Source organism: Flavobacterium marginilacus, assembly GCF_026870155.1.
Classification (GTDB): Bacteria; Bacteroidota; Bacteroidia; order Flavobacteriales; family Flavobacteriaceae; genus Flavobacterium; species Flavobacterium marginilacus.
This window is the reverse complement of record NZ_CP113975.1, coordinates 4,400,705-4,423,001: the sequence shown is the minus strand read 5'-3', so window position 1 is coordinate 4,423,001 and position 22,297 is coordinate 4,400,705. Positions and strand designations below refer to the sequence as shown.

Below are 22,297 nucleotides of genomic sequence, written 5' to 3'. Positions count from 1 at the left end.
TAAAATGGAAAATACAATTGCAGACAATCTGCATGCAGAACAATCAATAAATGAAATGGTTCAGGACGAAAAAATAACAGCTTATCTGATTCAGTCTACTGTTAATGAAGATGGTGTGGTACGCGTTTGGGAAGAAAATATTCTACTCCCAACGTATCAGATTGGAGAAGAAGAAAAGAACCCGATTTTTCTTGAAAAACGTGTGTATCAGGGAAGTTCGGGAGCTGTTTATCCTTATCCTGTGGTCGAAAAATTATCTGATGAAAAGGTTGATAAGTCGTATAATGCGGTATTTTTAGAAAATAAATACATCAAAATAATGATTCTGCCAGAGTTGGGCGGGCGCGTTCACATGGCGTATGACAAAGTTAAACAGCGTCATTTTGTGTACTACAATCAGGTTATAAAGCCTGCTCTTGTGGGACTTACAGGACCTTGGATTTCGGGTGGAATTGAGTTCAACTGGCCACAGCACCATCGCCCCAGTACATTTTTGCCAACAGATTATAATATTGAGGAAAATGAAGATGGAAGCAAAACGATTTGGTGTAATGAAGTAGAAAGAATGTTCAGGACCAAAGGAATGCAGGGATTCACGCTGCATCCTGACAAAGCTTACATCGAAATTAAAGTAAAAATCTACAATCGTACTGCGTTTCCGCAGACATTCCTTTGGTGGGCAAATCCAGCTGTGGTGGTGAATGACGGTTATAAATCGGTTTTTCCACCTGATGTGAATGCAGTATTTGACCACGGAAAAAGAGACGTTTCCAAGTTTCCGATTGCAACTGGAGAATATTACAAGCAGGATTATTCCGCCGGAGTTGATATTTCAAAATATAAAAATATACCAGTTCCAACATCGTATATGGCGGTTCAGTCCAAATATAATTTTGTGGGCGGTTATGAAGATGATGTGCAGGCTGGATTACTGCATGTAGCGAATCATCATGTGTCTCCGGGGAAAAAGCAATGGACATGGGGGAACGGAGATTTTGGTTTGGCTTGGGACAGAAATTTAACTGATAAAGACGGTCCGTATATCGAATTAATGACAGGAGTTTTCACAGATAATCAGCCTGATTTTTCTTGGCTTCAGGCGTACGAAGAAAAGTCGTGGGTGCAGTATTTCATGCCGTATGCCGAAGTGGGTTATGTAAAAAATGCAACTAAAGATGCAATCATAAACATCGAAGTTGAAGGAAACGAAGCGGATCTGATTTTGTACACAACTGGTCTTTATGAAAACTTAAAAATTGAATTAAAAGACAAGAAAAACACGGTATTGTTTGAGGATGAAATTACGATTTCGCCTGTAAATCCGTATAAAAAACGAGTTTCGATTGGAGAAACAGCATCTGAGGATTTGATTTTTACGGTTTATACTTCGAATGGTAAAATTCTGGTTCAGTATCAGGAAGAAAAGGCTGAGATTAAACCAGTTCCTGACCCTGCAAAAGCGGCTTTAGATCCGAAAGATATTGCTTCAATGGAACAATTGTACCTGACAGGACTGCATTTGGAACAATACAGACACGCGACTTACAATCCGCTGGATTATTATTTTGAAGCTTTAAGCAGAGATTCAAGAGATGTGAGATGTAATAATGCTGTCGGTTTATTGATGCTAAGAAGAGGTCAGTTTGAAAAAGCCGAAACCTATTTCAGAACTGCGGTTGAAGTGTTGACACAACGCAATCCAAATCCGATTGATGGCGAACCTTTATACAATTTGGGTTATTGTTTAAAATTACAAGGAAAATTCGATGAGGCTTATAATTCCCTTTTCAAATCGACCTGGAATGCAGCGTGGCAGGACGCCAGTTTTTATGCATTGGCACAAATTGACAGTATAAAAGGTGAATGGTCTGAAGCATTGGAAAGAGTGGAGTCGTCATTGATCCGCAACTGGCACAATCACAAAGCACGTCAATTGAAAACTTCTATTTTGAGAAAATTAAATAGAAATCAGGAAGCTTTGGCATGGATTGAAGAATCTATCAAAATCGACCGTTTCAATATGGGATGCCGTTTTGAGAAATATCTTCTGACAAAAGACCAATCGGTATTGGTCGAAAGGAATATCATTATGCGTCAGTGGTCACACGGTTATATCGAATATGCATTGGATTTTGCCGGAGCAGGATTATATGACGAAGCTTCTAAATTATTGCAGGAATCGATTAATGATACCGAAGAAGTTTATCCAATGGTGTATTATGCTTTGGGTTATTTTTCTTCTATGAATGGAGATAAAGACGAAGCTATAGAGTGGTACAAAAAAGGAGCTTTACAGTCACCTGAAAAGTGTTTTCCTAACCGTATTGAAGAAGTAAATATTCTGCAGGACGCAATTCTGTTAAATCCTAAAGACGCAAAAGCGCCTTATTATTTAGGGAATTTCTGGTATGCGTTCCGTCAATATGAGGATGCTGTAAAATGCTGGGAACTGTCATACAGTATAGACGAAAAATTCCCTACCTTGTTAAGAAACCTTGCATTGGCTTATTTCAACAAAACAAATGATAAAGTGAAGGCTCAGGAAATGCTGGAAAAAGCATTTGCATTGGATACAGCCGATTCAAGAATTTTTATGGAATTAGATCAGCTGTACAAGAAGATTGGGAAAACTCCTGAATTCCGTTTAGAAGTTTTAAACCAATATCCAAATTTGGTTGAAGAACGTGATGATTTGTGCATCGAACGCATTACACTTTACAATCAGACAGGGAAATATGCTGTTGCAAAAGAATTGATTTCACAGCGAAAATTCCACCCTTGGGAAGGCGGTGAAGGAAAAGTTACTGGACAGTATACGTTATGCAGAGTGGAATTGGCAAAAATAGCAATTGCAGAAAACCGATTTGAAGATGCCTTACAATTATTGAAAGAAACTGAATTTTATCCGCATAATTTAGGAGAAGGTAAACTAAAAAATGCTGAAGAAAATGAGATTTTCTATTACAAAGGATTAGCATACAAAGGACTTGGTGATTTAGAAAATGCCACTGCGAATTTTGTAGAGGCGACACTCGGATCTCCAGAACCGGTTCAGGCCTTTTTCTATAACGATCAGCAGCCGGATAAGATTTTTTATCAAGGACTGGCTTGGCGCGAATTAAGTGATGAAGACAAAGCCAGAAGCCGTTTCAATAAACTGCTGGCACATGGCGAAAAATATCTGTTTGAAAAATCAAGAATCGATTATTTCGCAGTATCGCTTCCGGATCTTGCCATTTGGGATGATGATCTGAATGTTAGAAATCAGGTGCATTGCTATTATGTAATGGCTTTAGGTCACAGCGGATTAGGAAATGAAAATGAATCTGAGAAATATTATCAGAAAGTGAAACAATTAGATATCAATAAACAGACCTTTCGTAAATAGAAAGGTTTTGTTTCCGATATCACAATTATAAAATTTAATAAAATGAAAATCAAACATATCATAACAGCTCTTCTTTGTCTGCTGTTTCTCTCTTCATGGGATTCGAGAGAGAAAACAGTTATGGACATTTCTGGTGAATGGACAGTGCAGTTGGACAGCACTGGCAGCGGGTTGAAAAACGGCTGGCAGAACATGAGTTTTAAGCAATTGATGAAATTGCCGGGGACTACTGATGATGCGGGCCTTGGAGTTCCCAATAAACTAAAACCGAGTTTAGAGAAACTTCAAATGAGTCATCTAACCCGAAAAAACAGTTATCTGGGAGCGGCCTGGTACACGCGCGAAATCTCGGTGCCAAATAATTGGAAAGGCAAAGAATTTATTCTAAAACTGGAACGCGTTATATGGAAAACGAATCTCTGGATTGACGGACAAGAAGTAGCAGGAGAGCAAAACAGCTTGATTGCCCCTCATTATTTTGACCTCACAAAATATCTTACTGCCGGAAAAACGCATCGTATAACGATTCGTGTGGACAACCGAAAACAGTTTGATATCAGTGTTGATAATATGGCGCATTCTTATACCAATGAAACGCAGATTATCTGGAACGGAATCATTGGCAGAATGGAAATCGAAGCTTTTGATGCGGTCCGAATTGCTAATCTTCAGGTAAAACCGGAAATCAGTACAGGAATTGCTAAGGTGAAAGTGACGCTTAACAACAGCGCAAAAAACACAAAAGGAATTCTGAGTATTACTGCTGTAAATAAAAAGACTAATATTTCGGGTGCAGTACTTCAAAAGGAAATTCAGATAAAAACAGGAGAATCAGCTGTGGAGGCCGATTATAATATGGGTAAAGACATAAAGCTCTGGAGTGAATTTTCACCTGAGTTATATGAATTGAAAGCCGAATTAAAAGCAGGAAAAAATCAATCGAATTTTTCTGTTGATTTTGGAATGCGAAGTTTTTCGAGAAAAGGTTCAGTACTGTCGATTAATGAACAGCCGGTATTTTTGAGAGGAACATTAGAATGTGATATTTTTCCGCTTACAGGGCATCCGCCAATGGATAAAGAAGGCTGGAGAAAAGTTTTTGGCACTGCGAGAAACTGGGGATTGAATCACCTGCGTTTTCACTCTTGGTGTCCGCCGCAGGCAGCATTTGAGGTTGCTGACGAAATGGGTTTTTACCTTCAGGTCGAATTGCCGGTCTGGAGTCTTAAAATCGGTCAGGATCAAAAAGCCACCGATTTTCTATACGCCGAAGCACAGCGTATGATTGATGAATATGGAAATCATCCGTCATTCTGTATGTGGTCGATGGGTAATGAACTGCAGGGCGACATGACTGTTTTGACCAAATTGATGAACAGTTTAAAATCTAAAGACAGCAGACATCTTTATACCACAACTTCATTTACTTTCGAAAAAGGTCATGGCGACTGGCCAGAACCCGAAGATGATTTTTTTATTACACAATGGACAAAGAAAGGATGGGTTCGCGGGCAAGGTGTTTTTAACAGTGAATCCCCAACTTTCAACAAAGATTATGCTGCTTCTGTTGAAGGAATGACGGTGCCTTTGGTTACGCATGAAATCGGTCAGTATGCGGTTTATCCTAAAATTGATGAAATTTCTAAATACACAGGAGTTTTGGAACCCATCAATTTTAAATCGGTTAAAGAAGATTTAGAGCGCAAAGGTTTAATAAACAAAGCTGCTGATTATACAAAAGCCTCGGGTAAATTGGCGGTGATTCTGTACAAAGAAGAAATCGAAAGAGCCTTAAAAACAGCGGGAATCAGCGGTTTTCAATTATTGGATCTGCATGATTTTCCGGGGCAGGGAACGGCGTTGGTTGGGCTTTTGGATGCTTTTTGGGATAGCAAAGGATTAATTTCAGCAGAGGAATTCAGGCAGTTTTCAGCTCCTGTTGTACCGTTGCTGCGTTTTGCTAAAGCAGCGTATACAAACGATGAATCTTTTACTGCTTCTTTGGCTATCAGTAATTATTCGGATGCAGTTTTGAAAGATCAGGAAATTGAATGGAGCATTAACGACGGAAATACTTTGATGGCTTCAGGAAATACAAAATCTGCTGTTTCTATTGGTTACAACCATAATATATTGGATATAAATGAAAGCCTTCAGAAAATAACGAAAGCGGCCAAGCTAACAGTAACTGTAAATCTGAAAGGAACAAATTATAAAAACCAATGGAATATCTGGGTGTATCCACAAAAACAAACTATTGATTACGGAAAAGTAGCTTACACCAGAAATCTTGATGAAGCCTACAAACTTCTGAAAGCCGGTAAAAAAGTACTGCTAAATCCTGATTGGAAAAAGATCAAAGGAATCGAAGGAAAATTTGTCCCTGTATTCTGGAGTCCTGTTCATTTTCCGAAACAGGCAGGAACTATGGGCGTGCTTTGCGATCCTTCGCACAAAGCTTTGACCGATTTTCCAACAGACATGAATACCGACTGGCAATGGTGGGATTTGAATGTAAATTCGACAACGCTTATTATGGACACTGTTGTTGGAGGAAATCCTATTGTAGAAATGGTAGACAATTTTGCTAATAACCGCAAGTTGGCGTCACTTTTTGAAGGAAGTATAGGATCTGGAAGATTAGTAATTGCCTCTTTTGATCTGGCAGCCGATTTAGAGAAACGACCGGCTGCAAAACAGCTGCTGATTTCAATCTTAAAATACATGAACAGCGAATCCTTTAATCCGGAAGTAATAAAGAATCCTGAAATCTTAAAATCAGTTTTAACAGAGCAGAAGGAGAAAGGCAAGGAGGACGCGAAGAGTATTTATTAGAAATTTTAAAAGCAGGACTAACAAAAATATTTATTTTGTTAGTCCTGTTTTTATATTATTGCTTGTAATTAATTTATTTTATCTTGTTGCATCGTTTACAGGCTGACTGTCCACAAACTGCTCAAAACTAATAATTTTGCTTTCTTTTAATTTCCAAACGTGAGCTACTCTGGCCGTGAATGATTTGCCTGTGATTTTATAAGTTCCGGTGTAAGTTCCGTAAGCGACAACTTTATCATTGCTGGTAACATAATCTTCAGGGGTAAATTTGTAATCAATCCATTCGCTGCCTAACCGGCTGAAAACATTTTTGGTTATTTCTTCTAGTCCAATATAAGTTCCTCCATATGGAAAACCTTTGGCTTCTGTCCAAGAGATATTTTCAGCAGCATATTGAGCTAGATTTTTACCGTTTTCTTCTGAAGTTTTTCCTTCATAAGTGCTTTTTATGATTTCAAGATTTGTCATTGCTTTTTTATTTAAAGAACAGCCTGATAATACAAAAAGCAGCATCAGGCTGTAAATGATTAGTTTTACCATTTCATTTCTCCTGTGTTTACTTTTGCGCCAATCTGTAGGGCAGTTTCAAAAGTAAGAGCTGGATATTTTGCTTTCAAAGCTGTAATTAAAGCTTCTGATGTTTTATTGGTTTTCAAAGCTTCTTCATAGAATTGGATATAACTTTTGGTATGATTTACAGCAGTTATATCAAATGGAGAACTTGAATTGGCGTGAGCAGGAATTACAATTTCAGGATTCAAAGCTGTGATTTTGTCTAAAACAGAAATCCAGTTTTTACGCGCTTCTGGAGTTTGTGCATCGGCCATCCAAAGATGAAAAGTTGTTCCAAAAACATTAATTCCGCCAACAGCTGCTTTGATTGAAGGAATCCATATAAACGTTTTGTTCGGGAATTCTTCCAAACCAATTAGTTCTAATTTTTGACCTTCTAACTCAATAGTATTTCCTTTTAAAACTTGTGGTAAAACAACGTTTGACGTAATGTTTTTACCTAATCTTTCGCCCCATACTTCTAGTTTTTTTTGAGCAGTCGCTTTTATATGTTCAATTGTTGCAGGAGATGCATAAGCGGTAACTTCAGGGAAATATTTTTTGAATACTTCCAGTCCGAAATAAAAATCAGGATCGCCGTGAGAAACAAAAATTGTGGTTAGTTTTTTGCCGCTTGCTTTAATTTCCTGTGCTATTTTTTCGGCATCCGCCAAAGTAAATTGTGCATCGATCAAAACCGCATCTGTTTTTCCGGATACAATTATTGATGCTACGCCAAAACTGTTTTCTGATGCATTGTAAACTTGAAGTTTTAAATCTTTAGTTTCGATAGTTTTGAAACTTTGTGCTTGTGTTTCCATATTAAATAAAATTAAAATTGTTATAAATACTGTTGAGATAGTGTTTTTCATTTTTGCGCTGTTTTGAATTAACACTGCAAAGATGAGACGGTATGCTGTCTCAAAACATTAAACTAGTTTAAATAATTAAAAGGAATTCTTATTTTCTGACAGCAATTTTCTTTCGAATATTACTCAAAAAAACATTTGTAATACCCAAATAAGCAGCGATTTGAATATTGGAAAGACGCTGAATAAGCTGAGGATACTTTTCTGCAAATTCGATGTAACGGGATTCCGCTGTTTTACTTAGATTATCAATCATTCTGCGCTGCAGGGCAACATGGGTTTTTTGAGTCATTACCCGAAACAGCTTTTCTATTTTAGGCAGATTAGCATAAGCATATTCTTTATTTTCTTTAGAAATTAAAAGGACTTCACTATCTTCAATAGCTTCTATAAAAAGCTGTGATGGTTTTTCATTGGTAAAACTGTCAATATCAGTAATCCACCAATTTTCTATGGCAAAATAAAGTACTTGTTCAAAACCGTTTTTATCAATATGGTATACTCGAAAAAGCCCTTTGGTAACAAAACCTTCAAACCTGCAGACTTCGCCCTCCCGCAGCAAAAAACTTTTTTTCTTAATCGTTTTATGTTCAAACAAATTGGAGAATTCCTCCATTTCAGAAGCTGAAAGTGAAATATGCGCTGCCAAATTTTGTTTAAGAAGTTCTGTCATTTTATGAGATGATATTTTCATCTTTGCTGTGGTTACAGGATGCCTAATTTAGATATAAATGTACTGAATTATCAGTTAATTGTTTACAGCCTCTATGACTTTAAATACATTGAGCAGGCATGAGATATTTTAAAAATAATATCTGAAAAGAAAATAAGCAATGGAATTGTTAGCTGTTATATAGTTAAGTTTTTTGATTATTGGTTTTCTACTGTAAATTGATAAGTGCCGGATTGTAATGTAAATTCTAATCTGTCTCCTTTTTGACCAATGTAGGTTATGCCTTTTTGCTGTTTGATTTTTTTACCGCTCTCGGTTACTTTGTTTATGCTGGAAGCTTTTAAAAATAGTGCTGCAGTTGTATTTGCCGGGATTTCCATCGTATAAATTGTCTGTCCTTCGGTAATTTTCCATTCGCTTGTGATTTTTCCATACATAGAATCATAATGCCCTTTTGCAAAAGTTATTTTACCGGTTGGGTCAGGTGTAGGCTGCAGAATAAATTTTTTAAAACCCGGCTCATCACGTGCGATGCCTATAGAGTTGTTTATCATCCATGCACCAACCGAACCGAAGGAATAGTGGTTAAAGGAGTTCATATTGTTGTTCCCGCCAAAACCATTCTCTTTTGTATATGAATTCAGCCGTTCCCATATAGTTGTAGCTCCATTTTCTACGGAGTATAACCAAGAAGGGTAGGAGGTTTGCTGTAATAATTGGTAGGCTTCTTTATCCTTGCCGTTTTTTGAAAGAGCATCGCTAATAGCAGCTGTTCCAATAAAACCAGTCATTAGCGAATATTCAGGACGCATTATGCTTAACTCGTCCTTGTTTTTGCGTTCCAGCGCAGCTACAAGATTATTTGTGGCTTTATCTTGGGTGTTTTTGTCAAATAAATTAAAAGACAGCGGAATTGCATAAGAGGCTTGCGTGTCACTAAAATTCCCTTTTTTTGGAAGCTGATCTTCGGATACTTTATACCCCCAAGGAAAGCGGTGGCCAGAATGTGTTGTTTTGCCAGTTATAGCATCAATATGAGTTTTATTAAAATGATCTTTACGAGCCGAATATTCTTTCTCAAAAACTAGTGCATCATCAGTTTTTCCAAGCAGTTTGGCAGTTTTTTGCATGATTTCAAGGTCGTAGGCATAGTAAGCATCCCACAAAATAGTATCGTCATTTTTGTAGCCTTCAGGACTCAGCCAGTCGCCAAGGAGAGACTCAGATTGTATACCGGTTGCTGGGTTGACGTGTGTTTTTAGAAAATCTGTATAGCGCTTCATGGCATCATAATGTTCTGCAAGCAGTGAGACATCTCCATATTGCAGATACGACTCCCAAGCCACTATAATTCCGGCACTTCCCCATAGAATACCGCCAAAAGCATCTGTTACAGGAGCTGTGTCTGTAAATCTTCCGTCTTTTTCCTGTAAATCCCGCATGGCAAGCATATGTCTTTTTAAAAAAGGTCCTGCATTGGCAAGGTAGGTTGCCGTTTTAGAAAAAACGCTTATATCACCGCTCCATCCCATGCGTTCATTGCGCGCAGGAGTATCTGTGGGAATGTATAAAAAATTAGAGCGGGTAGACCATTCTATGTTTTTCCATAGTTTATTAACCAATGGATTTGATGTTTGATAATCAGCAGTAATTGAATCAATGGAACTTAGCACTAATCCTGTGATTTTATCTAACGGAAGTACCTTTTTTATGCCGGTAATTTCTAAAAACCGAAAGCCATGAAAAGTAAACCGTGGCTGAATGATGTCATTGCTGCCTTTGCAGTAATAAATGTCACGAACCATGGCAGCTCTCATGTTTTCGAGCATAATCATGTTTTTATTAGTACCGTATTCTTCGGTGTGAGGATATTTTACTTCGGCATAACGCATCATTATAGTGTCGCCTTTGGCGGTATTCTCCAATTCAACTTTAGGAAAACCTACCATATTCTGCCCCATGTCATATACAAATACGCCGGGACGTACTTCCTCTACGCTGACAGGTTTTAATACTTTTGTAATAGTGGCAGTTACACCCGGCATTCCTTTTAATTTTAATGCTGAAAAATCAAGATTTGGATTGGATGTTGTTTTCAATTCTATGATTTGTGTATTGGTCCATTTAGAATCATTAAAGTTAGCTTTAGACCAATCTGTAATCGCAGATTCTTTGCCGGCATCATACACTTCGCCCTGAAAAAAACTGCCGTATCGTACAGGACCATCACTGCAGTATTTCCACGTGTCTGGATTTGTTGTTATTATCTGCTCGCTTCCATCATTATAAGTAATAATTAATTTGGCTAAAAGCGATTGGCGGTCACCAAAAAAGTTCCAGTTTTCACCAGTAAAAGTAATATTACCGCTCCACCATCCTTCGCTTAAAATGGCTCCAAATGCATTGGCTCCATTCTCTAAAACCATAGCCGTTACATCATAAGTCTGGTAAAGCTGTGTTTTATTGTACTGTGTTAATCCCGGACTAAAATATTCTTTCCCAATCCGATCCCCGTTGAGGTATAGTTCGTATATACCCCGGGCAGCTGCATACAGTCTGGCTTTTTTAATTTTCTTGCCTTCTGTTTTAAATTCAGTCCGAAGTATTGGAGATGAGTTTTGGGTTGGATTTGCAATAATCAGCGCATCTTTTGAAGCAGCATCAATGACATATTCCCCGTTTACAACAGAAAAAGTTTTGTTATTTACCGATGAAAAAATTCCGTTATATAATTCTTCAGAAAGATTTTCATTAAACAGCGTATTCGAAGGTGCTCTGAAATTCATAATTTTAACGTTCGAAAAATTGGCCTTTTGTCCTTTTTTTAAAGAAAAACCAATATCACCTGCTGTTGGATAAGCAATATAATCGGCACCGCGTCCCATCGGATTTATGTTTACACTAGTATGACCATAACTGTCGGCAGTGATATTATGGGCAGCATCATTTCCATCTACGTAAAAATTAATTACTCCAAAAACGGATGTTGCAAAAATCTCATGTTTATTGTATTTATTGTTTTGATTAATGATGCTCAATGGTATTTCAAATGTTTTAAAAGGGACAGCAGCATGATCATTTTTTGTATAACCCACACGATAAACATTTAATTTTGCTCTGCCGTTTTGCTTGCTGTTGACATCTTTAATATTCAATTCTATTTTTATATAAGAAGAATCTTTTTTGTTTTCAACATCCAGTATGTTCATGTTTCTGTCCATAAGACGTTCGTCATTTGCTCCAAAAATAAAACTGGCACTGTCAGATTTTGACTTTTGATCGAGCAGAACATTATAACTAAATTGGAAAACAGTAAGATAATGAGAATACAGTACCATATCTTTATCAGTACCGCCAATCCACTTTGCTCCATCCCATGCGGATAATTTCGAATCAGGATTTGTCAGTCCAGTTTCAAACCAAGATGAGGCAGCCGATTCTTTGCCATCCTGATTCCAAACAGTCACAATCCAATTATAACGTGTTGCAGCTTTTAGATCTTCACCCTTGTAGAGAATTCCTGCTGAAATACTGCTTTCGGTTTTGTTCGAATTCCAAACTGTTTTACCGTTTTCGTCTGTGACTTTTATCTGGTAACTCTTTTGCGATAACGATCTCAGGTTTGAATCTGCTTTCATCTGCCAGCTGAAAACTGGTTTCTGTACATCAATTCCCAACGGTGTTAGCTGATATTCAGTCTGCAGTTTTGTAATGTTAAATTGTGCGTAAATTATTGAATTGACCATCAGGAAAATAGTTGCTAATAGAAGACGGCTAGGAATAAAATATTTTTGCATTGCAGTATGGTTAGTTAATAATGATAGGGCAGTGTTGAGGCGACAAAAAAGAAGGAGTATTAATGAATCATTTTCTCTGTCATTGATAGATTTAGGATTACTAAATATTGATTGCACTTGTTTTCAAATTTAAAAAATAAGTGTATTAATTACAATTGTTTTTTTCGTAATTCTAAATGAATTATTTCGTGATGAGGTTTTAAATAAAAAAAGGCATTAAGTTATTATTAGGATGTTAAGCTAATGAATAGTAATCTATCGAAAAAGTTTTGAATGACACCTGATAATCATCATATTTTTAGCCAATTTTCATTTTTAAATTTGTGTATAATTTAAAAAGAGAATGTTATGAGACAGCATGTTCCAGTGTCTACAATTATGACCAAAGATCTAATTAAGCTTACGATTAAGGATGATTTGACAAAGGCTGAATCTCTTTTTAAGCATTATAAAATTAGACATATTCCCGTGGTGAATGGTGTTACAATAATCGGAATATTGAGTTATACTGATTTGCTTCGTATTTCTTTTGCAGATGCAGTTGATGATGACGAAGAGATTGTAGATACTACCGTTTATAATATGTTTACGGTAGAACAGGTAATGGCCAAAAAACTAGTGACAATTACGCCAGAAACTACTATTAAAGAAGCTGCTGAGATATTGGCAAAAAAAGAATTTCATGCCCTGCCCGTATGTGAGGATCATATACTGGTCGGAATAATAACGACAACTGATTTGATAAAATATTTAATTAATCAGTATAATTAAAAATTAAGTGTTTACTAAAGAAGAAAGTCCCAATGAAGCTGTTGTTTGCTTATTGGGACTTTTGGTTTTATTAAACGGCTAGTAATCCTTTTAAATCCGCTACTGTCTGGATTGGATCTTCGGCTCCAAATACAAAACTTCCTGCAACAAGTACGTCAGCTCCAGCTTCGGTTAACTGCAGTGCATTTTTGTTGGTAACCCCACCGTCAATTTCTATAAGGGTTGATGCTCCTTTTCTTGTAATCAGGTCTTTTAGTTTTTTTACTTTCGTATAAGTGTTTTCAATGAATGACTGTCCTCCAAAACCTGGGTTTACACTCATGATGCAGACCATATCAATATCATTGATTATATCTTCTAATAAATCGACATTAGTATGCGGGTTTAGGGCTACACCAGCTTTCATTCCTTGGGCTTTGATGGCTTGAAGCGTTCTGTGTAAATGTGTACACGCTTCATAATGCACGGTTAAAATATCAGCACCTAAATCTTTAAATGTTTTAATATATTGATCTGGATTCACAATCATCAAATGCACATCTACCGTTTTTTTGGTGTGCCTTGTGATAGCTTCTAGAACAGGCATTCCAAAAGAAATATTTGGAACAAAAACGCCGTCCATGATGTCAATGTGAAACCAGTCGGCCTGACTGTTGTTAATCATTTCGATATCACGCTGTAAATTGGCAAAATCTGCTGCTAGTACTGAAGGGGCAATAATTGTGTTCTTCATTGTGTAGTTTTTACGTTGAGAAGCACTGCAGTGCTTCTTTATATTTGAGTTGTCTGTTTTTTTTGCAAAGGTAATATAAAAAATAAAACTCCGGTAATCAGCCGGAGTTTCAATCATCAATCAAAAAACGAACAGTTAATCAGACTGTTGTTCACGTTGTATTAAAAGATTTAAAAATTAGTCAGTTTAAAAATTTTAATTGGGGATATTTTAGATTAACCTAAATAGGTTTTCAGGATTTTACTTCTGGAAGTATGTTTCAATCTGCGGATTGCTTTTTCTTTAATCTGACGGACACGCTCACGAGTCAGGTCAAAAGTTTCTCCGATTTCTTCAAGAGTCATTGGGTGCTGATCACCAAGACCAAAGTATAAACGCACTACATCAGCTTCTCTTGGAGTTAATGTTTCTAGTGAACGCTCAATTTCAGTACGCAATGATTCGTGAATTAATTCTCTGTCAGGATTTGGAGATTCGCCGGAACGCAGTACATCATAAAGGTTTGAATCTTCTCCTTCTACTAGTGGCGCATCCATAGATAAGTGACGGCCAGAGTTTTTCATAGACTCTTTTACATCATTTACAGTCATGTCAAGTTCTTTTGCAATTTCTTCAGCAGATGGCGGACGCTCATTAGACTGCTCTAATAATGCGTACATTTTGTTGATTTTATTGATAGAACCAATTTTATTTAAAGGTAAACGAACGATACGGGATTGTTCTGCCAAAGCTTGAAGAATAGACTGACGAATCCACCATACAGCATAAGAAATGAATTTGAAACCACGAGTTTCATCAAAACGCTGTGCTGCTTTTATCAATCCTAAATTTCCTTCATTGATTAAATCGGGAAGTGTTAATCCTTGGTTTTGGTATTGTTTGGCTACAGAAACAACGAAACGTAAATTGGCTTTTGTTAATTTCTCAAGGGCTCTTTGATCCCCGGCTTTAATTCTTTGCGCTAATTCTACCTCTTCGTCTGCAGTAATAAGGTCAACTTTTCCAATTTCTTGTAAATATTTGTCTAATGAAGCGGTTTCACGATTGGTTACCTGCTTGGTGATTTTAAGTTGTCTCATGTTTTCGTCTCCTCAATTTTTTAAGTGTACAAGTTGTTATACGTACGGAGTTTCATAAAAGTTACAAAAAGTTTATTTTTTTTAATCAAATCGCTCTTTATATTTTTTAAATAGGCTGTTCATTACCAATAATACAATTCCGACCCCTACAAGTACGATAGCCCGAATTAAGAAATTTGAATTTGATAAGTCTAAGAACATCAGTCGGATAAGGCAAATTCCGACTAACGATAAGGAAACGTATCGGAAGTATTTTTCTTTTAGAATAATTCCTAAGATTAATAAACCTAATGCTTCCAAAATCCAGAAAAAAGTTAGGATTCCTTTATCAAAAGACAAATATAAAAAGCATCCAATGCTCAAAGTTGCCGGGTAAATCAGTAGACTATTTTTGAGTTTGAACGTTTCCATCCATTTGGAAGCTAAATAAATGTAAACTCCTAAAAGTACAAATATCAACAGATAAACTGCTAAAAATTTAGATTGATAAAAGTTGAAACTCAAAAAGCCTAAATGTAAATTGGCCATTAAATAGTAAACGATACTGATATTCTTTTCCTGACTTATTTTTTTATGATAGAAATAAAGATTTAAAATAGCTGCAGTACTCCAATATACCGGCAGCCATTTGTGTTCCAATTGAGTAAACATGATGATAGAAAGCCAAACATTTAGTACAATCTGATAATTGATTTTTGATTGGCTAATAGGTTCTTTTTTGTTTAAAAGTATTGCTAATGCCAATCCTAAAGTGACACTTGAAAGCTGTAAAAACCAATCTGTAAAATCGAAAGTGTTCAATTTATTAACACTATAGGATACTGAAACCAAAATAGAAAGCGATGCAATTAGCAGCACAAAATAAATATGGGTTTGAATTTTTTTACTGATAATCAGATAGAAATTAAGTAATGATAAGATCATGAACAGCACTGGTAAATAATCAATTTCTATTTGTATAAACAGTAATGTGATAATCCATAAATTTTGGATGTAAGGTAAAATGGAAATAAAACGTTTTCCTTCTTCACTTTTACTTTTTAACTGCAGATATGAATACACAATTGATAATAAAATGCTTGCCGTTTGTGTAGAATAAATGATAATTTTTTCTTTTATGTCAATGTTGTCAATTGCAGTAAAGAGTGTTAGCAGAATACTTCCAATTAATAAAAGAAAAGAATAATTGGAATAGCGTTTGAACTCTTTAAATTTTTGAAAAGCAAGGAATGACAGAATTGCAAAACCTATAAAGTAGATCGATACATATTCCAACTGAATGCATGAAAAACCAAATAAAACAATAGTGAAAAGCAGTAATTCTGAATTTAATAAATTATAATTAGCCCAGTCATAGTCGGTTTCTTTTGATTTGTTCCTGATTTTTTTCGCAAATAAAACATAGATTTCGATAAAAGCAATTCCAAGAGAAGTCAATCCAATTTCGACGTTTGTTAAATTGCCAGAACGATATAGAAGCATTAAACTTCCAATTACTGAAAACAAATAATAAAACAGGTATAAAACTCTTTGATTGTCTGATGTTAAACTGTTTTTTTTGAAATTTATCCATAAGAATTCGTGATTCAGCACTGCAATTCCAAACAGGCTGAAGATTTGAATTACAGAATGGCTTTGTAAATATTTGTAACTCAAAAGTAATAAAAGAGCATTGATGCCTGAAATTCCGAAGAATCTAATGATGAACTCATTTTTGTAAAAATATTTAACAAACCAGTTGAATAAAACTATGGATAAGAAACATAATGTAAAAGTCCAGTCGGTATATGATTTTTCTTGAGTATATATAATGAATAAACCGATAAACAATGCCAAAGCATAAAATGCAAATCGTCCAATATCGAAAGTAGGTGTTTCAAATTTTTTCTTTAGGAAAGTCCAGATTACTGCAATCCCAATTACGATATAATAGAATGAATTGTCTGCTAAAACAGTATTGGCTTTTAAAATTACAAATACTGAAAATACTATTGAAAGAATGCCGTTCAAACTCAAGCTGTTTTCTCCATAAAAAGGCTCAATTTCTGTGAATTCTTTTTTTACCGAAGATAGAATTGGGATTGAGAGCGCAATTAGCGATAACATAATTGTAGCCGTAAAAGCATTTGTGATTTTTGTAATATCCAAAGCTTCATTAATAAGCAGAATGCAAAAAATAATCAAACCCGCTCCAAACAAATGATTGATGGTTAGGAAAATTCTGTGAAGCAGGACCTCCTTTTCTTTATACACTACAAATAGGCAGACAAGTATTAGTGTATATAAAATGCAGGCAATGATGTCAATGCCAACTTTCCAATCGTTCAGCATAATAACGCTGAGTGTCAAAAGTACAAACGATACCATTCCGTCTAAATGATAAAGCCAATACACTTTCTTTTTGCGGGCACGCAATGCAATTATTAAGCATATTACAGCGCCGAAGAACAATATGAAAGTTTTGAATTTACTTCCTGTTGAATGTAGTATCAATCCAGCTGCAAACAACATCCAATTGATTAAATGAGTTATAAAAGCTGGTTTGTCAAAACGGCTGTTTTCATAAACGCTGCGGTATTGCATAAACATGCAGCTTCCGGCAACAGTAATGATTCCGAGTATAGCAAAAATATTTTCTGCAGCGGTTAATTTTGTGCCTTGTGCATTAAACCAAATATCAAAAATAATAAAGGCTGTAATCACAATAAGTAAGTGATATTCCCATTTTTCTTTGTACGAAAGTATAATTCCAATAGTACATGTTATAGAAGCTAAGATTAATGTTATTAAAAGTTTTTCGGGGATAACACATAATATTAGAATACTCAAAATTACATGAAGAGATAAAAAAGTCTGTTTTTTTATGATATAGCCAATGTATAAATTAACTGCAATTCCTAAAGCAATCAAGGAGTACCCTGTAGCTGTATTGGTAATAAACGTAAGCGGCGGTATTTGTGAAGCACCAAAAGTTCCAAATAAAAATAAACTGGCACCAGCGCTTCGAAGCCACAATCCAGTTTTTACCCATTTCTCTTTTTTATTCAAAATATAGTAAGAACCTGCCAATAAAGAAGCATACAGCCAGATAATTAATATGCGAAATAAAGGAGCGACTTTTAAAGCGGTATAAATGCTTAAATAGCCAATTCCCAAAACCATAATTGCGGTTCCCAAAATTCCAGTCCAATTGTCTGCAAATTGTTTTTCAGCATTTTTTAAGAATTTTGAAAACGCACTTTCTTCATGTATTTTTTCTTCTATTGGAGATTGGTTTTCTAATTTAGGAGTAGTCTTGCTTTCATAAGCGAAAAATGCTTTATCAATTTTTTCTTCAATTTCGTTTGATATAATAGGGATATTGGTGTTGAGACTTTCTTCTGTTGGCATATTAGTCTCAGTAACAGGAACAGGAGAAGTTATAGTCTCATTTTCTACTATTACTTCTTGTATTGATTCGGAAATAGATTCGATTTCCTGAAATTTTATTTCTTCTATTATCGATTGGCTATTCTCAGTAAGGAATGTTTTACCTTCAATAGTTTTTTTGATTTCAGCTATTTCTTTTCGAAGTCTGCCGTTGTCTTCTTGAAAGGATTCAAGTAAAGATTCTAGATAATCATTGCTTTTTTTTAGATTGAAAAAATTATTGAACAGAATAACAATGCAGATGAATAAAATAAAAATAAAAAAAGTCATAGGTTAGTTTTTATTTTTGAAATATAAGGATTTATTCGTGTTAAAAATAGTATTTGTGATAAAAAATCATATTCCAAGATTAAATGATATTAGGAGCCTTTATGTTTTTTAAAGCTCTTAAGGGTGAAGTGTTTTTTAAAAAAATGAATTCCCTGTCTCAATAAAATGAAACAGGGAATTGTTTGTAATTTTTTTTGTATAAATCGTACTATGCCAAAAAAATGACTAACTTGATGATTTAAATATTATTGAGAATTTCTTTTATACTTCAAACTCGAATGTGTTCATTTATAATGGATTATTCTGTCTGCCTAAACTTATCTTTTGCTTTTTCTTTTCTTTAAAGAAAACAGCTATTCAGTGAAGATCAGGAATCATGTGTCTAAAAAAGTCAAATGTTTTTGATTCAAAAAAAACTAATAAGGGTGTTAAATACTGAGGTGAATTTACTCCATTCCTTCTAAATTGACAATTCTGTCAAATATTTCTTTTAAGAATATAACAAAAAACAGCAGACCGAAAGCAAAGATAAAATGATCACCAGTTATAGTCAAAGGAGCATCAAGGATATTATACAAACTCGGTATTATGATACATAATGATACTAAAAATCCTATCCAGGGATTTATTTTATTTATGATAGTTTTTAATCGCATGTTTATGTGGGTATTTAGTTCGTGGCTCATGATTTTTATGTTTTAGTTAAGTAAATATAGGATTAATGATACTGTTTTACTGAGCTGATGTCATAAGGTTGGATTTTGATGTCATGAAATGTTTTTATGCATGCATAGATTTTTATTTCCATAGTTAACAGTTTTGCAGATAAAAAAATCTTCTCGTTTTGGGAGAAGATTTTTTGTCTTGTTTACTATTGTAACGGATGATGCAGGAGAAATATTATGACAGAATTTTTATTTTTTTGATAAAATCTTTATAGTTGTCGCTAAGATTGATTTTGCGGTTTCCTTTGAGAACAACAAGATTATCGGCAAGGACTATTTCTTCTATAGTATCGGAGTTTACGATGTAGTTTCTATGCGTTCTGATGAATTGGTTTTTATCAAGCAGTTCGCTTATTTTGGTTAACGAAATGAGTATAACAAATTTTTCTTTTTCAGTAATGATGTTGCAGTAGCGATCTTCGACTTCGATGTAAATAATGTCGTTTAGAGAAACTTTTTTAAGGGAATTTTTCTTTTTAATGAACAAATAATCACTGCTGATTACGGTGTCCTGGTCTTCACTCAGAAATACATTCGTCTGCTCATAAAATTTTTCGACAGCCATTTCCAGTGCGTAGAGAATTTCCAGTTCGTTGAAAGGTTTCATCAGGAAACTGAAAGGCTTGGTGAGCTTGGCTCTTTCAAAAATCTGGCGGTCTTGTGAACTGGTCAAAAAGACAAACGGTTTTGATGCATTTGGCACAATGTTGATGGTTTCGGCAAAAGTAATACCGTCAGGTTTTCCGTCAAGGAATACATCTATCACTATTATATCCACACTGTTTTGATAGAATAATGTCAATGCATCTGTGTAATTCTGGGCAACGCCCACAATGTTATACTTATTGGCCTGTAAAACTTTGCTTAGCGCTTCGCTTTGCTCAGGAGTGTCTTCTATGATAAGTACATTAATAGTATCCATTTTACACTGTTTTTGGGAACGTTAAAATCATTTTGGTTCCTTTACCAAGTTCGCTTTCTATAGCAAGCGTTCCTTCATTTTTCTTAATCATCTGTTTGCACAGCTGCATTCCTAGTCCAGTTCCTATAATCTCCGAATTGCTTTTCTTTGCCAGTAAATCATTGTCTTGAAGCAGCTCGTTTATAGTGTTTTGAGTCATTCCTAAACCATTATCTTCGATTATCAGCTGGCAGAAACCACTTTTTGTTTCAGCCGTATAAAAACTGATTTTACCATTTTCTGGAGAAAATTTAATAGCATTATCGAGCAAGTTACGCAAAATAATTTTTAATGAATCAAGATCCACGAAGATAAAATTATTTTTTGAAACTGTATTCTCAAAAATGATGCTTTTGTCAATGAGCAATGGTTTATAATTGTATTCTATCTGCTGCACAATAGAGTGAAGGTGAACCGAATCTTTATGGAAATACAGTTGCTTGGTCTGTAATAATGCCCAATGCAGCAGGTTGTCGAGCAGGCTGTAGGCACCGTTAGCTATTGCACTGTTTTGATGCAGGAGATGATCAAGTTCATTGTAGTTTTTGGTCTCCAATGATGCAGTCAGTTTGGTGTTGCTTGTTTTTAAGGCATTCACCGAAGAGCGCAAATCATGGCTTACAATAGAGAACAACTGATCTTTGGTAGCGTTGAGTTTGTCCAGTTTTTCTTTCTGGATGAGAATAATTTTAGCGTTTTTTACCTTTTGTGCATACATATATACACCGCCTACGAGAATCAACAATAAACCCAATGTTGAAATAAACATCGTTTTTCGCTGGGTTTCTTTTAGTTTGTTCTCTACTTTGAGTACTGAGATTTGTTTTTGTTTTTGCGCAACCGCATATTTTTTTTCGTAGTCTGCAACGGCCCATACTTTGTTTTGATCATTTAGAGAATCTTTCCATTTTTCTGATTCTTTCCTATAAATGAGAGCTTGTTTATAGTCGCCTCTGTTTTCCTCCACGGCAGACATGTTTTTAGCAGTTTTTCTTTTTAAGTCAAAATTGTTTGTTTTTTTTGCTAAATCATAAGATTTTTTAAAATAAGGAATAGCTTGATTGTCTTTATATTGAAGATAATATAGATTTGCAATATCCATATAAGAAGTTATAAGTAATGAATTGTTTTTTTTAGCCTGATACATTATAACACTTTTAAAGAGATATTTTTCGGCTTTATCAAACTTTTTTAGTTCCATAAAACAAATTCCTAAATCATGAATTAAAGAACTTCGATCATAATCAAAAGTATTGTTTTTTAAACTTCTTTCAATTTCTTGAAAACAGATAATTGCTTTAGAGAAATTTCTTTCTTCTAAAAAAATTGCACCTAAACCAATTTTAATTTTGTAAACAAAAGGAAATGAAATAGAAATATAACTATATTCTTTTTTAGCTTCTGAAAATATTTTTTTTCTTCTAAAGCTATTTGCTCTAAAAAAATGACAGTAATCATTTAGTTTGATATTTGGAGTAACTGTTAACTGCTTCATGGAATAGACAAGAGTAGAATCCCATTGTTTCTTTAAAAAAAATGATTGTGCCTTATAAAAGTTAATTTCTTTCGGATGCTCACTAACTATTTTTTTTATTTCTGATTCGAATATTAATTTACTAGAGACATTTTGAGAGAAAAGAAAAAAAGAAAAAAACAAGAATAAGAGAATAAAAATAAATTTAAATTTCTTACTCTTGTTTTTCATTTTAATATTGTATTTAATTTTTTATTTTGTCTTTGGAATTAAAATTCGATTAACTATTTACAGAAGTTTCTGTTCCTCTAGAAGTCTCAGGATCTAAATTTACCATATAGGACATAACAGTTGTTATTTCACCAACAGTAGGAGAGGTGTAATCAAGTTCTACATACCATACATCACAGGTTTCAGGAGTATCCATAGAAAAATTATAATCGTAATTAATGGTCAAAACGCCGTCTTTTTCTACTGGAGGCTCTACAAAAGGAGCATCAGGGATTTCGGAGTTCATGTACAGTGTAGCTCTCACTTTTAGTGTTAATGGTCCGTCTTTTGGTGTGTAGAATTTTGCTGATACCAATGGAGCTACAGGATAGTCAACTTGATCTGGCTGTAGGAAAGTGAATACTTCAGTGTTGATTTTGGTCGTTTGGACAGTTGGGTAAGGGGTAAACGAAAGCTCTTTTGTAGAATCGCACATAGTTTTTTTGTTTAGGGGTTAAATGTTAATAAACT

At 34.9% G+C, this 22,297-nt stretch carries 14 protein-coding genes; 3 read left to right on the top strand and 11 right to left on the bottom strand.

The annotated features are described in order from the left end of the window. Positions 1-4 precede the first annotated feature (4 nt). Entirely contained in the window at positions 5-3,388 is a 3,384-nt protein-coding gene (locus OZP07_RS18300; protein WP_281636241.1) for a tetratricopeptide repeat protein, read from the top strand. A gap of 42 nt (positions 3,389-3,430) precedes the next feature. Next, a complete protein-coding gene (locus tag OZP07_RS18295) occupies positions 3,431-6,223 on the top strand; it encodes a DUF8487 domain-containing protein (RefSeq protein ID WP_281636240.1) in 2,793 nt (930 codons plus the stop codon). Positions 6,224-6,301: 78 nt separating this feature from the next. Here OZP07_RS18295 and OZP07_RS18290 read toward each other — a convergent pair whose 3' ends face one another. The 4 genes from OZP07_RS18290 to OZP07_RS18275 all read right to left on the bottom strand — a co-directional run bounded on the left by OZP07_RS18290 (position 6,302) and on the right by OZP07_RS18275 (position 12,114). Continuing rightward, positions 6,302-6,763 carry a nuclear transport factor 2 family protein gene (locus OZP07_RS18290; RefSeq protein WP_281636239.1) on the bottom strand — a complete coding sequence of 154 codons (462 nt, stop codon included), beginning with the start codon at positions 6,761-6,763 and terminating at the stop codon, positions 6,302-6,304. Next, complete coding sequence (locus OZP07_RS18285) at positions 6,757-7,647, bottom strand: MBL fold metallo-hydrolase (protein WP_281636238.1); 891 nt, start codon at positions 7,645-7,647, stop codon at positions 6,757-6,759. Before OZP07_RS18285 ends, OZP07_RS18290 begins: the two co-directional genes overlap by 7 nt. A gap of 88 nt (positions 7,648-7,735) precedes the next feature. Then, complete coding sequence (locus tag OZP07_RS18280; RefSeq protein ID WP_281636237.1) at positions 7,736-8,317, bottom strand: Crp/Fnr family transcriptional regulator; 582 nt, start codon at positions 8,315-8,317, stop codon at positions 7,736-7,738. 197 nt (positions 8,318-8,514) lie between these two features. Then, a complete protein-coding gene (locus tag OZP07_RS18275; protein ID WP_281636236.1) occupies positions 8,515-12,114 on the bottom strand; it encodes an alpha-L-rhamnosidase in 3,600 nt (1,199 codons plus the stop codon). A 348-nt stretch (positions 12,115-12,462) separates the two neighbouring features. Between OZP07_RS18275 and OZP07_RS18270 the strand changes: the two genes are divergently transcribed. Next, positions 12,463-12,885, top strand: coding sequence for a CBS domain-containing protein (locus tag OZP07_RS18270; protein ID WP_194641681.1), 423 nt, complete (start codon positions 12,463-12,465; stop codon positions 12,883-12,885). A 70-nt stretch (positions 12,886-12,955) separates the two neighbouring features. Here the strand turns inward: OZP07_RS18270 and rpe are convergent, their stop codons facing one another. The 7 genes from rpe to OZP07_RS18235 form a co-directional block, all read right to left on the bottom strand. Further along, entirely contained in the window at positions 12,956-13,618 is a 663-nt protein-coding gene (gene rpe, locus OZP07_RS18265; RefSeq protein ID WP_194641682.1) for a ribulose-phosphate 3-epimerase, read from the bottom strand. A gap of 215 nt (positions 13,619-13,833) precedes the next feature. Beyond that, positions 13,834-14,697, bottom strand: coding sequence for a sigma-70 family RNA polymerase sigma factor (locus OZP07_RS18260; protein WP_007804760.1), 864 nt, complete (start codon positions 14,695-14,697; stop codon positions 13,834-13,836). 81 nt (positions 14,698-14,778) lie between these two features. Continuing rightward, a complete protein-coding gene (locus OZP07_RS18255; RefSeq protein ID WP_281636235.1) occupies positions 14,779-18,396 on the bottom strand; it encodes a hypothetical protein in 3,618 nt (1,205 codons plus the stop codon). Positions 18,397-18,842: 446 nt separating this feature from the next. Then, the gene (locus OZP07_RS18250) at positions 18,843-19,082 is read right to left on the bottom strand and encodes a hypothetical protein (protein ID WP_194641684.1); all 240 of its coding nucleotides are present in this window, start codon (positions 19,080-19,082) and stop codon (positions 18,843-18,845) included. Between the two features lie 214 nt (positions 19,083-19,296). Next, on the bottom strand, positions 19,297-20,043 hold the full coding sequence (locus tag OZP07_RS18245) for a LytR/AlgR family response regulator transcription factor (RefSeq protein ID WP_194641685.1): 747 nt from the start codon (positions 20,041-20,043) through the stop codon (positions 19,297-19,299). A gap of 1 nt (position 20,044) precedes the next feature. Beyond that, positions 20,045-21,577: a tetratricopeptide repeat-containing sensor histidine kinase gene (locus OZP07_RS18240; protein ID WP_281636234.1), complete on the bottom strand. Its 1,533-nt coding sequence runs from the start codon at positions 21,575-21,577 to the stop codon at positions 20,045-20,047. Positions 21,578-21,836: 259 nt separating this feature from the next. Beyond that, the gene (locus OZP07_RS18235) at positions 21,837-22,262 is read right to left on the bottom strand and encodes a hypothetical protein (protein WP_281636233.1); all 426 of its coding nucleotides are present in this window, start codon (positions 22,260-22,262) and stop codon (positions 21,837-21,839) included. Positions 22,263-22,297 lie beyond the last annotated feature (35 nt).

Coding starts and splice junctions, on each gene's coding strand:
- OZP07_RS18300 (WP_281636241.1), top strand. CDS start 5: ATGGAAAATACAATTGCAGACAATCTGCATGCAGAACAATCAATAAAT.
- OZP07_RS18295 (WP_281636240.1), top strand. CDS start 3,431: ATGAAAATCAAACATATCATAACAGCTCTTCTTTGTCTGCTGTTTCTC.
- OZP07_RS18290 (WP_281636239.1), bottom strand. CDS start 6,763: ATGGTAAAACTAATCATTTACAGCCTGATGCTGCTTTTTGTATTATCA.
- OZP07_RS18285 (WP_281636238.1), bottom strand. CDS start 7,647: ATGAAAAACACTATCTCAACAGTATTTATAACAATTTTAATTTTATTT.
- OZP07_RS18280 (WP_281636237.1), bottom strand. CDS start 8,317: ATGACAGAACTTCTTAAACAAAATTTGGCAGCGCATATTTCACTTTCA.
- OZP07_RS18275 (WP_281636236.1), bottom strand. CDS start 12,114: ATGCAAAAATATTTTATTCCTAGCCGTCTTCTATTAGCAACTATTTTC.
- OZP07_RS18270 (WP_194641681.1), top strand. CDS start 12,463: ATGAGACAGCATGTTCCAGTGTCTACAATTATGACCAAAGATCTAATT.
- rpe (WP_194641682.1), bottom strand. CDS start 13,618: ATGAAGAACACAATTATTGCCCCTTCAGTACTAGCAGCAGATTTTGCC.
- OZP07_RS18260 (WP_007804760.1), bottom strand. CDS start 14,697: ATGAGACAACTTAAAATCACCAAGCAGGTAACCAATCGTGAAACCGCT.
- OZP07_RS18255 (WP_281636235.1), bottom strand. CDS start 18,396: ATGACTTTTTTTATTTTTATTTTATTCATCTGCATTGTTATTCTGTTC.
- OZP07_RS18250 (WP_194641684.1), bottom strand. CDS start 19,082: ATGAGCCACGAACTAAATACCCACATAAACATGCGATTAAAAACTATC.
- OZP07_RS18245 (WP_194641685.1), bottom strand. CDS start 20,043: ATGGATACTATTAATGTACTTATCATAGAAGACACTCCTGAGCAAAGC.
- OZP07_RS18240 (WP_281636234.1), bottom strand. CDS start 21,577: ATGAAGCAGTTAACAGTTACTCCAAATATCAAACTAAATGATTACTGT.
- OZP07_RS18235 (WP_281636233.1), bottom strand. CDS start 22,262: ATGTGCGATTCTACAAAAGAGCTTTCGTTTACCCCTTACCCAACTGTC.